The organism is Streptomyces sp. ATexAB-D23 (assembly GCF_000373645.1).
In the GTDB taxonomy this organism is placed as follows: Bacteria; Actinomycetota; Actinomycetes; order Streptomycetales; family Streptomycetaceae; genus Streptomyces; species Streptomyces castrisilvae.
Genome location: NZ_KB892057.1, coordinates 280,656 through 294,614, shown reverse-complemented (window position 1 = coordinate 294,614; position 13,959 = coordinate 280,656). Strand labels below are relative to the sequence as shown.

The 13,959-nt window shown below is 69.6% G+C and carries 13 protein-coding genes; 5 read left to right on the top strand and 8 right to left on the bottom strand.

All coding sequences use genetic code 11. The features are described from left to right. Nucleotide 1 precedes the first annotated feature (1 nt). The 6 genes from B082_RS0131090 to B082_RS0131065 all read right to left on the bottom strand — a co-directional run bounded on the left by B082_RS0131090 (nt 2) and on the right by B082_RS0131065 (nt 5,834). Nucleotides 2-1,258, bottom strand: coding sequence for a cysteine desulfurase (locus B082_RS0131090; RefSeq protein WP_018555704.1), 1,257 nt, complete (start codon nt 1,256-1,258; stop codon nt 2-4). Next, nucleotides 1,255-2,046 carry a Fe-S cluster assembly ATPase SufC gene (sufC, locus tag B082_RS0131085; protein ID WP_018555703.1) on the bottom strand — a complete coding sequence of 264 codons (792 nt, stop codon included), beginning with the start codon at nt 2,044-2,046 and terminating at the stop codon, nt 1,255-1,257. Before sufC ends, B082_RS0131090 begins: the two co-directional genes overlap by 4 nt. 7 nt (nt 2,047-2,053) lie before the next feature. After that, nucleotides 2,054-2,371 (bottom strand): bifunctional 3-phenylpropionate/cinnamic acid dioxygenase ferredoxin subunit, encoded by a 318-nt coding sequence (locus B082_RS0131080; RefSeq protein WP_018555702.1) that lies wholly within the window; start codon nt 2,369-2,371, stop codon nt 2,054-2,056. After that, nucleotides 2,371-3,588 carry a Fe-S cluster assembly protein SufD gene (gene sufD, locus B082_RS0131075; protein WP_026250373.1) on the bottom strand — a complete coding sequence of 406 codons (1,218 nt, stop codon included), beginning with the start codon at nt 3,586-3,588 and terminating at the stop codon, nt 2,371-2,373. Before sufD ends, B082_RS0131080 begins: the two co-directional genes overlap by 1 nt. A gap of 84 nt (nt 3,589-3,672) precedes the next feature. Then, the gene (sufB, locus tag B082_RS0131070; protein ID WP_018555700.1) at nt 3,673-5,094 is read right to left on the bottom strand and encodes a Fe-S cluster assembly protein SufB; all 1,422 of its coding nucleotides are present in this window, start codon (nt 5,092-5,094) and stop codon (nt 3,673-3,675) included. Continuing rightward, complete coding sequence (locus B082_RS0131065; RefSeq protein ID WP_018555699.1) at nt 5,091-5,834, bottom strand: helix-turn-helix transcriptional regulator; 744 nt, start codon at nt 5,832-5,834, stop codon at nt 5,091-5,093. Before B082_RS0131065 ends, sufB begins: the two co-directional genes overlap by 4 nt. A gap of 136 nt (nt 5,835-5,970) precedes the next feature. On the opposite strand from B082_RS0131065, the gene B082_RS0131060 reads away from it, so the two are divergent. From B082_RS0131060 to B082_RS0131050, 3 genes are all read left to right on the top strand, one after another. Next, entirely contained in the window at nt 5,971-6,918 is a 948-nt protein-coding gene (locus B082_RS0131060; protein WP_018555698.1) for an ABC transporter ATP-binding protein, read from the top strand. Then, nucleotides 6,915-7,682, top strand: coding sequence for an ABC transporter permease (locus B082_RS0131055; RefSeq protein WP_018555697.1), 768 nt, complete (start codon nt 6,915-6,917; stop codon nt 7,680-7,682). The genes B082_RS0131060 and B082_RS0131055 overlap by 4 nt, the downstream gene beginning before the upstream one ends. 75 nt (nt 7,683-7,757) lie before the next feature. Next, complete coding sequence (locus B082_RS0131050) at nt 7,758-8,771, top strand: COX15/CtaA family protein (RefSeq protein ID WP_018555696.1); 1,014 nt, start codon at nt 7,758-7,760, stop codon at nt 8,769-8,771. Nucleotides 8,772-8,854: 83 nt separating this feature from the next. On the opposite strand, the gene B082_RS0131045 is transcribed toward B082_RS0131050, so the two are convergent. Next, nucleotides 8,855-9,220 (bottom strand): hypothetical protein, encoded by a 366-nt coding sequence (locus B082_RS0131045; protein ID WP_018555695.1) that lies wholly within the window; start codon nt 9,218-9,220, stop codon nt 8,855-8,857. A gap of 92 nt (nt 9,221-9,312) precedes the next feature. After that, nucleotides 9,313-10,266 (bottom strand): heme o synthase, encoded by a 954-nt coding sequence (locus tag B082_RS0131040; protein ID WP_078622700.1) that lies wholly within the window; start codon nt 10,264-10,266, stop codon nt 9,313-9,315. A gap of 447 nt (nt 10,267-10,713) precedes the next feature. Between B082_RS0131040 and tkt the strand changes: the two genes are divergently transcribed. After that, the gene (gene tkt / locus B082_RS0131035; protein WP_018555693.1) at nt 10,714-12,801 is read left to right on the top strand and encodes a transketolase; all 2,088 of its coding nucleotides are present in this window, start codon (nt 10,714-10,716) and stop codon (nt 12,799-12,801) included. A 34-nt stretch (nt 12,802-12,835) separates the two neighbouring features. Then, the gene (gene tal, locus B082_RS0131030; RefSeq protein WP_018555692.1) at nt 12,836-13,954 is read left to right on the top strand and encodes a transaldolase; all 1,119 of its coding nucleotides are present in this window, start codon (nt 12,836-12,838) and stop codon (nt 13,952-13,954) included. Nucleotides 13,955-13,959: the final 5 nt, after the last annotated feature.

The following is a 13,959-nucleotide window of genomic DNA, read 5'->3' as shown; positions in this document are numbered from 1 at the left end:
TCTAACCGAAAAAGTTCCGGACGTGTTCCAGCCCGTCCACCAGGGCGTCGACCTCGGCGGGCGTGGAGTACAGATAGAACGACGCTCGCGTCGTCGCAGGAATTCCGAAGCGCAGGCAGACCGGGCGGGCGCAGTGGTGGCCGACCCGGACCGCGATGCCCTGTTCGTCCAGGACCTGGCCCACATCGTGCGGGTGGATGTCGCCGAGCGTGAAGGAGATCGTCGCGCCGCGGTCCTCCGCGGTGGCCGGGCCGATGATCCTGAGGTCCGGCACCTCCAGGAGCCGCTTCACCGCGTAGGCGGTGATGGCCTGCTCATGGCGGTGGATGTTCTCCATGCCGATCGCCGAGAGGTAGTCCACGGCCGCGCCGAGGCCGACGGCCTGGGCGATCGGGGGCGTACCGGCCTCGAACTTGTGCGGGGCGGGCGCGTAGGTCGAGGAGTGCATCGACACGGTCTCGATCATCTCGCCGCCGCCGAGGAACGGGGGCAGGTCCTCCAGGAGCTCCTGCCGCCCCCAGAGCACGCCGATGCCGGTCGGGCCGACCATCTTGTGGCCGGTGAAGGCCACGAAGTCGGCCTGGAGCGCCTGCACGTCGAGCACCATGTGCGGGGCGGCCTGGGAGGCGTCGATGCAGACGAGCGCACCGACCTCCTGGGCGCGCCGGACGATCTTCTCGACCGGGTTGTGCGTGCCCATGATGTTCGAGACCAGGGTGAAGGAGACGATCTTCGTCTTCTCGGTGATGATCTCGTCGATGTTGGACAGGTCGAGGCGGCCGTCGTCGGTGATGCCGAACCACTTCAGCTTCGCACCGGTCCGCTGCGAGAGCAGCTGCCAGGGCACGATGTTGGAGTGGTGCTCCATCTCCGTGGTGACGATCTCGGTCTCGTGGTCGACCCGGTAGGGCTCGTCGGCCCAGCCGAGCATGTTGGCCACGAGGTTGAGCGACTCCGAGGCGTTCTTGGTGAAGATGACCTCGTTGCGGCTGGGCGCGTTGATGAAAGCGGCGACCTTGTCACGGGCGCCCTCGTACAGCGCCGTGGCCTCCTCCGCGATCGTGTACACGCCGCGGTGCACGTTGGCGTTGTGCCGCTCGTAGTACTCGTTGAGGGCATCGAGGACCTGGCGCGGCTTCTGCGAAGTCGCGGCACTGTCCAGGTAGACGATCTTCTTCCCGTCGTGGACCGTGCGGTCCAGGATGGGGAAGTCCTTGCGGATCGCCTCGGTGTCGAGGAGGCCCGGCAGCTGTGTCACGCGACCGCACCTCCAGAGTTCACTCCGCTCACGGGGCCACCCTTCACGTATGCCTCGTAGCCCTCGTTCTCCAGCTTGTCGGCGAGCTCGGCGCCGCCGGACTCGGCGATCCGGCCGTTGGCGAACACGTGCACGAAGTCGGGCTTGATGTACCGGAGGATCCGGGTGTAGTGCGTGATCAGCAGGGTGCCGACCTCACCGGACTCACGGACGCGGTTGACGCCCTCGGAGACGACGCGCAGGGCGTCGACGTCCAGACCGGAGTCCGTCTCGTCGAGGATGGCGACCTTCGGCTTGAGGAGCTCCAGCTGAAGGATCTCGTGGCGCTTCTTCTCACCGCCGGAGAAGCCCTCGTTGACGTTGCGCTCGGCGAAGGCGGGGTCCATCTGGAGCGCGGACATCGCCTCCTTGACCTCCTTCACCCAGGTACGCAGCTTGGGCGCCTCGCCGCGGACGGCGGTGGCGGAGGTGCGCAGGAAGTTGGAGACCGAGACGCCGGGGATCTCGACCGGGTACTGCATGGCGAGGAACAGGCCGGCGCGGGCCCGCTCGTCGACGGACATCTCCAGGACGTCCTCGCCGTCCAGGGTGACCGTGCCGCTGGTGACGGTGTACTTGGGGTGACCGGCCAGCGAGTAGGCGAGGGTGGACTTGCCGGACCCGTTGGGGCCCATGATGGCGTGGGTCTCGCCCTGCTTCACGGTCAGGTCGACGCCCTTGAGGATCTCCTTCGTGGCGTTGTCGGCCTCGACGGTGACGTGCAGGTCGCGGATTTCAAGCGTTGCCATGGGTGACTCAGGACTCCTGGGTGACGGAGACGAGCACATCGTCCCCTTCGATCTTGACGGGGTATACGGGGACGGGGCGCGTCGCGGGAAGGCCGGACGGCTTACCTGTGCGCAGGTCGAAGCTCGATCCGTGCAGCCAGCACTCGATCGAGCAGTCCTCGACCTCGCCCTCGGACAGCGAGACGTTCGCGTGCGAGCAGATGTCGTTGATCGCGAACACCTCGCCCTCGGTGCGGACGACGGAGACCGGCGTGCCGTCGAGTTCCACCCGCTTGGGGGTGTCGTCCTCCAGCTCGCTCAGCGCGCAGGCTTTCACGAATGCCATCAGACCGAGGCCTTCAACTCGGTCTCGATCTTGTCGAGCAGGCGGGCCTCGACGTCCGGCAGACCGATCTGCTGGACCAGCTCGGCGAAGAAGCCGCGCACGACGAGGCGGCGGGCCTCCTCGGCCGGGATGCCGCGCGACTGGAGGTAGAACAGCTGCTCGTCGTCGAAGCGGCCGGTCGCCGAGGCGTGGCCGGCGCCGACGATCTCGCCGGTCTCGATCTCCAGGTTCGGCACCGAGTCGACCCGCGCACCGTCGGTCAGGACCAGGTTGCGGTTCATCTCGTAGGTGTCGGTGCCCTCGGCCGCGGCCTGGATCAGCACGTCGCCGATCCACACGGCGTGGGCGTCCTCGCCCTGGAGCGCGCCCTTGTAGGCCACGTTGGACTTGCAGTGCGGGGTGTTGTGGTCGACCAGGAGGCGGTGCTCCTGGTGCTGGCCCTTGTCGGTGAAGTAGAGGCCGAACAGCTCGGCCTCGCCACCGGTGCCCGCGTACGCGATCCGGGGGTGGAGCCGGACCAGGTCGCCGCCGAAGGTGACGACGATCGACTTGAACGAGGCGTCCCGGCCGACCAGCGCGTTGTGCTGGCCGACGTGCACGGCCCGCTCGTCCCAGTCCTGCACGGAGACGACGGTCAGCTTGGCCCCGTCGCCCAGGACGTAGTCGACGTTGGCGGCGAGCACCGCGTCACCGGTGTGGTCGATGACGACGACGGCCTCGGCGAAGGCGCCCACCTCGACCACCAGGTGGCCGTAGGCGACGCCGCCCTCGCCGTGCACGGCGATCCGGACCGGCTCGGTGAGCACGGCCTCCTTGGCGACCGTGACCACGTGGGCCTGCTCGAAGGACGAGTAGGCCTGCGCGGCCACGCGGTCCACCGGGGTGCCGGCCTTGCCGAGCCGGGCGTCGTCCCGGCCGACGGACTCGACCTCGACGCCCCCGGGGGCGTCGATCGCGACCTTCACACCGCCGCCGTTGGCGACGGCGGTGCCGTCGTGCAGGCCGCGCAGCCGCTCCAGCGGGGTGAACCGCCACTCCTCCTCGCGGCCGTGCGGGACGGGGAAGTCCGCGACGTCGAAGGACGGGGGCGCGCTCATGCGCGTGGCGACGGTCGACTCCGCGGCCACCGCGATGGAACCGGAAGTGGTGGACCCCGCAGGAGGGGGACTCCCCGCTCGCGCGGAGCCGAGAGTGGGGGAGTTCTGAGCCTCAGCCATGGCTGTCGTAGTGCTCGCTTTCTCAGTCGGACAGATGTCGGGAGGATTCGGGGGCCGGAGCGGGTGGCTCCGGCCGTCGGCGGATCAGCCGACCGAACCCTCCATCTGCAGCTCGATCAGCCGGTTGAGCTCCAGGGCGTACTCCATCGGGAGCTCCTTCGCGATCGGCTCGACGAAGCCGCGCACGATCATGGCCATGGCCTCGAACTCGGTCATGCCTCGGCTCATCAGGTAGAAGAGCTGGTCCTCGGAGACCTTGGAGACGGTCGCCTCGTGGCCCATCGACACGTCGTCCTCGCGGACGTCGACGTACGGGTAGGTGTCGGACCGGGAGATCGTGTCGACCAGCAGCGCGTCGCACAGCACGTTGGACTTCGCGCCCGGCGCGCCCTCGCCGATCTCGATCAGACCGCGGTAGGAGGTGCGGCCGCCGCCTCGCGCCACCGACTTGGAGACGATGTTGGACGAGGTGTTCGGGGCCATGTGGACCATCTTGGCGCCGGCGTCCTGGTGCTGGCCCTCGCCCGCGAAGGCGATGGACAGGGTCTCGCCCTTGGCGTGCTCGCCCATCAGGTAGACGGCCGGGTACTTCATGGTGACCTTGGAGCCGATGTTGCCGTCGACCCACTCCATGGTCGCGCCCTCGTAGGCCACGGCACGCTTGGTGACCAGGTTGTAGACGTTGTTCGACCAGTTCTGGATCGTCGTGTAGCGGCAGCGGCCGCCCTTCTTCACGATGATCTCGACGACCGCGGAGTGCAGCGAGTCGGAGGAGTAGATCGGGGCCGTGCAGCCCTCGACGTAGTGGACGTAGGCGTCCTCGTCGACGATGATCAGCGTCCGCTCGAACTGGCCCATGTTCTCGGTGTTGATGCGGAAGTAGGCCTGGAGCGGGATGTCCACGTGGACACCCTTGGGGACGTAGATGAACGACCCGCCCGACCAGACGGCCGAGTTCAGCGAGGCGAACTTGTTGTCACCGACGGGGATGACGGTGCCGAAGTACTCCTTGAAGAGCTCCGGGTGCTCCTTCAGCGCGGTGTCGGTGTCGAGGAAGATGACGCCCTGCTCCTCCAGGTCCTCGCGGATCTGGTGGTAGACGACCTCGGACTCGTACTGCGCGGCGACACCGGCGACCAGGCGCTGCTTCTCCGCCTCCGGGATGCCGAGCTTGTCGTACGTGTTCTTGATGTCCTCGGGCAGGTCCTCCCAGGACTCCGCCTGCTTCTCCGTCGAGCGCACGAAGTACTTGATGTTGTCGAAGTCGATGCCCGAGAGGTCCGAGCCCCAGTTCGGCATGGGCTTCTTCTCGAAGAGCTTGAGGCCCTTGAGCCGCAGCTTGAGCATCCAGTCGGGCTCGTTCTTCTTCTCCGAGATGTCGCGGACGACGGCCTCGGAGAGGCCGCGCTTGGCCGCCGCACCTGCCGCGTCGGAGTCGGCCCAGCCGAATTCGTACGTGCCCAGGCCTTCGAGCTCAGGGTGGGCAGTCTCCGTGGGGAGCGTCATGCGGGGTTCCTCCCGGCCGTGGTGCTTGCAGAAGCTGAATCGGTGGTCTGTGGGGTGGGGTGTCCGCTGCGCGGAATGTACGTCGTGCACACCCCGTCGCCGTGGGCGATGGTGGCCAGACGCTGCACATGGGTCCCCAGGAGGCTGGAGAAGATCTCCGTCTCCGCCTCGCACAGCTGCGGGTACTGCTCGGCGACATGGGCGACCGGGCAGTGGTGCTGGCACAGCTGCTCGCCCTGCTGCGGGCCCGGCGCGCTTCGCGCCGTAGCAGCGTACCCGTCGGCGGACAAAGCCTTGGCCAGCGCCTCGGTCCGGTCCTCGGGGTCCGCGGCCTCGATCGCCGCGCGGTAGGCCGCCGACTGCTCGGCGGTCCTCGCACGGGCGAACGCCATGACCGCTTCCTCGCCCGCGAGCTCGGCGATCCAGCGCAGGGCGTCGGCCGCGAGCGAGTCGTAGGACTGGTCGAAGGCGTCCCGGCCGCAGTCGGTGAGGGCGAACACCTTGGCCGGACGGCCACGGGCCCGCGCCCCGTACACCCGCTTCTCGCGGGCCTCCACGACACCGTCGCAGGCGAGGGCGTCGAGGTGGCGGCGGACAGCCGCCTGGGTGAGCCCCAGGCGCTTCGCCAGATCGGCGACGGTGGACGGGCCGTGGTCCAGGATGGAGCGCGCGACGCGGTTGCGCGTCGAGCGCTCACCGGTCGCGAGTTCCTCCTGAGGAGCCTCGCCCATGTATTTCACAACGCCATTGTTGCGTAATTCATCCGGCCCTGACAACCACGTTCCGAAACGATCAACCGTGGAATCCATCACTTAGGGTTACCTAATCAAGCCCCAGGGCCGGGTCCCCCGGGGCGGCTGCATACACTCGATTCCCATGAACAGCGAGCCCGCCCCACCCTCCTCCGGCCCGGCTGTCCGGATCAGCGGCCTGGTCAAGCGGTACGGCGAAAAGACCGCGGTGGACGGCCTCGACCTGGATATCCCGGCCGGCGCGGTCACCGCCGTGCTCGGCCCCAACGGCGCGGGCAAGACCACCACGATCGAGACCTGCGAAGGCTACCGCCGCCCCGACGGCGGGACCGTGCGGGTCCTCGGCCTCGACCCCGTCGCCGACGCCGCGCGGCTGCGCCCGAGGATCGGCGTCATGCTCCAGTCGGGCGGTATCCACTCCGGGGCCCGCGCCGACGAGATGCTCCGCCACACGGCGAAACTGCACGCCCACCCGCTCGACGTCGACGCCCTGGTCGAGCGCCTCGGCCTCGGCGGCTGCGGCCGCACCGCCTACCGCAGGCTCTCCGGTGGCCAGCAGCAACGACTCGCCCTGGCCATGGCCGTCGTCGGCCGGCCGGAGCTCGTCTTCCTGGACGAACCGACCGCCGGGCTCGACCCGCAGGCCCGCCGCTCCACCTGGGACCTCGTGCGTGAGCTGCGCGCCGACGGCGTGAGCGTGGTGCTCACCACCCACTTCATGGACGAGGCCGAGGAGCTGGCCGACGAGGTCGCCGTCATCGACTCGGGCCGGATCGTCGCTCAAGGCAGTCCCGAGGCGCTGTGCAGAGGAGGGGCCGAGAACACCCTGCGCTTCACCGGCCGGCCCGGACTCGACCTCGGCTCGCTGCTGAAGGCGCTGCCCGACGGCAGCCAGGCGGTCGAGCTGACCACCGGCGCCTACCGCATCACCGGCGACATCGACCCGCAGCTGCTGGCCACCGTCACCTCCTGGTGCGCGCAGCACGGTGTGATGCCCTCCGGCATCTCCGTGGAGCGCCACACCCTGGAGGACGTCTTCCTGGAACTGACCGGCAAGGAGCTGCGCGCATGAGCGCCGGTACGTACACCCCCCGGCCGGGCGCCGCCCCGCTGCCGCGCATGATCGCCGCGCAGACCGCGCTGGAGACGCGGATGCTGCTGCGCAACGGCGAGCAGCTGCTGCTGACCGTGGTCATCCCGACGCTGCTGCTGGTGCTGTTCAGCTCCGTCGACATCGTGGACACCGGCTCCGGCGAGCCGGTCGACTTCCTGACGCCGGGCGTCCTGGCGCTGGCCGTCATGTCGACGGCCTTCACCGGCCAGGCCATCGCCACCGGATTCGAACGGCGCTACGGGGTGCTCAAGCGGCTCGGCGCCTCGCCGCTGCCCCGCTGGGCGCTGATGACCGCGAAGACCCTCTCCGTGCTGGTCACCGAGGTGCTCCAGGTGGTCCTGCTGACGGTGATCGCGTTCGCGCTCGGCTGGTCGCCGCACGGCAATCCGTTCGCCGTGCTGCTGCTCCTGGTACTGGGTACCGCCGCGTTCTCCGGGCTGGGGCTGCTGATGGCCGGGACGCTGAAGGCGGAGGCGACGCTCGCCGCCGCCAACCTGGTGTTCCTGCTGCTGCTGGTGGGCGGCGGGGTGATCGTGCCGCTGGAGAAGTTCCCGGACGGCGTGCAGTCGGTGCTCGGGCTGCTGCCGATCGCGGCCCTGTCGGACGGGCTGCGGGACGTCCTCCAGCACGGCGCCGGGATGCCGTGGGGCGACCTGGGCATCCTCGCCGTCTGGACGGTGCTGGGGCTCGGGGCCGCGGCGCGGTTCTTCCGCTGGGAGTGAGAGGGCGGATGCGTTCCGTCGCCGTTTCGGGCAACTCGTCCCCCTCGTGAAAGCTTGCACAAGCGGCGTCCTACGATGGTGCGCGTGCCCAAGCTGACCAGAGCCGAAGTCGCTCAAGCCCTGCGCAATCCGCTGCTGTACATCGCCGAGCGCTGGACCCCCGAGCCCAGGACGGTGCGCCGCGCCGCCATGTCGGCGGTCGTCATGGCCGTCGTCATCGTCGTGACCGGCGGCGCCGTCCGGCTGACCGGCTCCGGTCTCGGCTGCCCGACCTGGCCCAAGTGCACCGACGAGAGCCTGACGACCACGAGCGCGATGGGCTTCCACGGCGTCATCGAGTTCGGCAACCGGATGCTGACGTACGTCCTGTGCGCGGCGGTCGGCTGGGCGATCATCGCGGCCCGGTCCGCGAAGCCCTGGCGGCGCAGCCTCACCCGGCTCGGCTGGGTGCAGTTCTGGATCGTGATGGGCAACGCCGTGCTCGGTGGCATCGTCGTGCTCGTCGGCCTCAACCCGTACACCGTGGCGGCGCACTTCCTGCTGTCCTCAGGGCTGCTCGCGGTCGCCCTGGTGACCTGGCAGCGGGTGCGTGAGGGCGACGAGGCACCACGTCCGCTGGTCGGCAAGGCGGTCGCGCAGCTGTCCTGGCTGCTGGCGGTCGCGGCGGGGCTGCTGATCGCCGTCGGCACGGTGGTCACGGGCGCCGGGCGGCACGCGGGCGACTCCAGCGATGTGCACCGCATCCCGATCGACTGGAAGATGACCGCCCAGCTCCACGCCGACCTGGCCTGGGTCGTGGTCGCCCTGACCGTCGCGCTCTGGTTCGTCCTGAAGGCGGTGGACGCCCCCATCGGTCCGCTGCACCGGGTCCGGGACCTGTTCCTGATCCTGCTGGCGCAGGGCGTGATCGGCTATGTGCAGTACTTCACCGACACGCCGGAGATCCTGGTCGGACTGCACATGTTCGGCTCGTGCCTGGTGTGGATCGGGGTCGTACGGGTCCTGCTGTCGCTGCGGGAGCGGCCGGTGGAGGTCCCCCGGGTGCCGGAGCCCGCGACCGAGCGGCCGGAGCCCGCGGCGGCCGGCTGACACCGCGCTCCACCACGGATCAGGGGCTCCCGCTCCACGGCTGTGCGCCGTTGAGCGGGAGCCCCTGATCCGTTCTGTGGGCCTCAGGCCTTGTTGGACGGGCCGCCGACCTGGATGCCGGCCATCCGCGCCCACTCGTACGGGCCGGTGTGCACCTTCGCCGCGAACTCGCCGTCGAACTCGTCGTGCAGGGTGATCCCGGACCGCTGCGCGGCGCTCTCGGCCACCGCGTACGAGGGGGCCACCAGGTCGCCCCAGCCGCCGTCCTCGCCCACGAGGACGATGCGGGTGCCCATCTGCCCGAGGTAGGCGAGCTGCCCCTCGGCGCCGCCGTGCGCCTTCGCGAAGGCGCCGATCTGCTTGGCCAGCCGGGCCGCCCTGCGCTCCGCGCGTGCCGCCTGCCTGCCGTCCGCCTGCTGGGTCTCAGCCGTCTCTGCCGTCTCTGCCATGAACAAGATGCTACCGATGGGTAGATCAACTGGCGACGGGCGGGGAGCGTGGCCTCTGCCACGCTCCCCGCCCGTCGGCCGGAGCGGAGGTGTTACCGCAGGAAGGGGTCCACCGCCACGGCGACGAACAGCAGGGAGACATAGGTGATCGACCAGTGGAACAGCCGCATCTCCTTGAGCTTCGTACCGGTCACCCCGGACTTGGCCCGGCCGAGCAGCGCGTGCGCCTCCCAGAGCCAGAAGCCGCCGGTCAGCAGGGCCACCGCGGTGTAGAACCAGCCGGTGTAGCCCAGCGGGGTGAGCAGCAGCGAGACGGCGACCATCACCCAGCTGTAGGCGACGATCTGGCGGGCGACCACCCGGTTGGAGGCGATGACCGGCAGCATCGGGACGCCGACCCGCGCGTAGTCCTCCTTCACCTTCATGGACAGCGGCCAGTAGTGCGGCGGCGTCCAGAAGAAGATGACGGCGAAGAGGATCACCGCGGCCCAGGAGACCTCGTTCGTCACGGCCGACCAGCCGATGAGGACCGGCATGCAGCCCGCGATGCCGCCCCAGACGATGTTCTGCGAGGTACGGCGCTTCAGCAGCATCGTGTAGACCACGACGTAGAAGAGCAGGGCGCCCAGGGCCAGGGCCGCGGACAGCCAGTTGACGAGCAGCCCGAACCAGACCGTCGAGATCACCGCGAGACAGACGCCGAAGGCCAGGCACTCGCGCGGGCTCACCATGCCGGTGACCAGCGGGCGCTGCGACGTACGGTCCATCAGCGCGTCGATGTCGCGGTCGATGTACATGTTCAGTGCATTGGCACCGCCGGCGGACAGATAGCCGCCGATGGTGGTTGTGAGCACGAGCCACAGGTCGGGTACACCCTGAGCGGCCAGGAACATCACCGGAACAGTGGTGATCAGCAACAGCTCGATGATCCGAGGCTTGGTCAGTGCCACGAATGCCTTGACACGGGCCCCGAACGGGCGTTGGCCCCCTGGGCTCGGAGTCAAGGCGACCCCTGCGGGTCGGGACTCGACGGCCGTCACGCACACCCCTGACAGAGAAATCCCAGCAAGCTCCGGGCGTGAGGGCCCGGTAAAGACTTGCGCGAACCCGACCACTGTAGACGTTGGGGACAGGCCGCCCTTCGCGGGGGTGGGGTCGTGTTGATGTGGCGCCGGAGGCCGTCGTGGAGCACCCTCGCGAGGCTTCGCACGTACGAGTGACGCACAGGTGTCGCAGGGGCGGCGCCGGGTGCTTCGGAGGGCCTCGCGACCGCGCCTCCGGCCGCTCGTCGGAGCGTCTCAGGAGTGGGCCCGCACGCTCATCGGAGAGGCCCATCGGTGAGCCTTCCCGCTCATACGGGAGGCGGATTCCACGGGCCGCCCGCACCCTGGTAGGAGCCGGAAATCGCGGGTACGGACGAGGGTAGGCTCGGCTGCATCCGGTGCGGTCGAAGTCACCGGTCTACAACAGTTGGAGAGGAGCCCTGACTCAGGGTGAGCACCAAGCCGACCACCACAGACCTCCAGTGGACCGAATTGGACCAGCGGGCCGTGGACACCGTCCGCGTCCTCGCCGCGGACGCCGTACAGAAAGTCGGAAACGGCCACCCGGGTACGGCCATGAGCCTGGCTCCCGCCGCGTACACCATCTTCCAGAAGGTGATGCGGCACGACCCCGCCGACGCGGAGTGGACCGGCCGCGACCGGTTCGTGCTCTCGGCGGGCCACAGCAGCCTGACGCTGTACATCCAGCTCTACCTGGCCGGCTACGGCCTGGAGCTCGACGACCTGAAGTCGTTCCGCACCTGGGGCTCCAAGACCCCCGGCCACCCGGAGTACGGCCACACCACCGGGGTGGAGACGACCACGGGCCCGCTGGGCCAGGGCGTCGCCAACGCCGTGGGCATGGCCATGGCCGCCCGCTACGAGCGCGGTCTGTTCGACCCCGAGGCGGCCCCCGGCACCTCCCCCTTCGACCACATGGTGTGGGTCGTCGCCGGTGACGGCTGCCTCCAGGAGGGCATCTCCGCGGAGGCGTCCTCGCTGGCCGGGCACCAGAAGCTGGGCAACCTGGTCCTGCTGTGGGACGACAACCACATCTCCATCGAGGGCGACACGGAGACCGCGGTCTCCGAGGACACCGTCAAGCGCTACGAGGCGTACGGCTGGCACGTCCAGCGCGTCGACCAGCTGCCCAACGGCGACCTGGACCCCGAGGGCCTCTACCACGCGCTGCTGGCCGCCAAGGCCGAGACCGGGCGCCCGTCGTTCATCGCGGCCCGCTCGATCATCGCCTGGCCCGCCCCGCACGCCCAGAACACCGAGGCCTCGCACGGCTCCGCGCTCGGCGACGACGAGGTCGCCGCGACCAAGCGGGTCCTGGGCTTCGACCCGGAGAAGTCCTTCGAGGTCTCCGACGAGGTCATCGCGCACACCCGCCGCGCCCTGGACCGGGGCCGCGAGGCCAAGGCCGAGTGGGCGAAGACCTTCGACGCGTGGCGTGCCGCCGACCCGGAGCGCGCCGCCGACTTCGACCGCGTGCGCGCGGGCGAGCTGCCCAAGGGCTGGGAGGACAGCCTGCCGGTCTTCGAGGCCGGCAAGGGCGTCGCCACCCGCGCCGCTTCCGGCAAGGTGCTCCAGGCGCTCGGCGAGATCGTCCCCGAGCTGTGGGGCGGCTCCGCCGACCTGGCGGGCTCGAACAACACCACGATCGACAAGACGTCGTCGTTCCTCCCGGCGGGCAACCCGCTGCCGGAGGCCGACCCGTACGGGCGCACGATCCACTTCGGCATCCGCGAGCACGCCATGGCCGCCGCCATGAACGGCATCGCGCTGCACGGCAACACCCGCGTCTACGGCGGCACCTTCCTGGTGTTCTCCGACTACATGCGCAACGCCGTGCGGCTGTCCGCGCTGATGCACCTGCCTGTGACGTACGTGTGGACGCACGACTCGATCGGTCTCGGCGAGGACGGCCCGACCCACCAGCCGGTGGAGCACCTGGCCTCGCTGCGCGCCATCCCGGGCCTGAACGTCGTGCGCCCGGCCGACGCCAACGAGACCGCCATCGCCTGGCGCGAGATCCTGCGTCGCTACACCAAGGTGTTCGGCAAGGGCGCCCCGCACGGTCTGGCGCTGACCCGCCAGGGCGTGCCGACGTACGAGGCGAACGAGGACACGGCGAAGGGCGGCTACGTGCTGCGCGACGCCGAGGGCGGCGAGCCGCAGGTCGTGCTGATCGGTACGGGCTCCGAGGTCCAGCTCACCGTGGAGGCGCGCGAGGAGCTCCAGGCGGCCGGAATTCCGACCCGCGTGGTGTCGATGCCGTGTGTCGAGTGGTTCGAGGAGCAGGACCAGGGTTACAAGGACAGCGTGCTGCCGCCGTCGGTCAGGGCCCGTGTGGCCGTCGAGGCGGGCATCGGCCTGACCTGGTACCGGTACGTCGGGGACGCCGGCCGGATCGTTTCGCTGGAGCACTACGGCGCTTCGGCGGACGCCAAGGTCCTGTTCCGCGAGTTCGGCTTCACCGGCGCACACGTCGCCGCCGCCGCGCGGGAATCCCTCGCCGCCGCAGCGCGCTGACGCTGTTATACGACTAGTAGGAGATGCAATTCTCATGACAGACGCACTCAAGCGCCTCTCCGACGAGGGCGTGGCGATCTGGCTCGACGACCTCTCGCGCAAGCGGATCACGTCGGGCAATCTGGCGGAGCTGATCGACCAGAGCCACGTCGTGGGCGTCACGACCAACCCGTCGATCTTCCAGAAGGCGATCTCCTCGGGCGACGGTTACGAGCAGCAGCTCGCCGACCTCGCCGCCCGCCGGGTGACCGTCGAGGAAGCGATCCGCATGATCACCACCGCGGACGTCCGCGACGCGGCCGACATCCTGCGTCCGGTCTTCGACGCGACCGACGGCCAGGACGGCCGGGTCTCCATCGAGGTCGACCCGCGCCTGGCCCACAACACCGCGGCCACCGTCGCCGAGGCCAAGCAGCTGGCCTGGCTGGTGGACCGGCCCAACACGCTCATCAAGATCCCGGCGACCAAGGCCGGTCTGCCGGCGATCACCGAGACGATCGGCCGGGGCATCAGCGTCAACGTCACGCTGATCTTCTCGCTGGAGCGCTACCGCGAGGTCATGGACGCCTACCTGGCGGGCCTGGAGAAGGCGAAGGCCGCCGGCCTGGACCTCTCCAAGATCCACTCGGTGGCGTCGTTCTTCGTGTCCCGCGTGGACACCGAGATCGACAAGCGGCTGGACGCGATCGGCGGCGACGAGGCGAAGGCCGCGCGGGGCAAGTCCGCCCTGGCCAACGCGCGCCTGGCCTACGAGGCGTACGAGCAGGTCTTCGCCGGTGAGCGCTGGGACGCCCTCGACAAGGCGCACGCCAACAAGCAGCGCCCGCTGTGGGCCTCCACCGGCGTGAAGGACCCGTCCCTCAAGGACACCCTTTACGTCGTCGACCTCGTCGCGCCGAACACGGTCAACACCATGCCGGAGGCGACCCTGGACGCGGTGGCGGACCACGGGGAGATCACCGGCAACACCGTCGCCGGTTCGTACGACCAGGGCCGCGCCGACCTCGAAGCGATCAAGAAGCTCGGGGTGGACTACGACGACGTCGTCCAGGTCCTGGAGGACGAGGGCGTCGAGAAGTTCGAGGCGTCCTGGACCGACCTGCTGAACTCGACCGAGGCGGAGCTCAAGCGCCTCGCCCCTTCGGAGGGCTGACCACT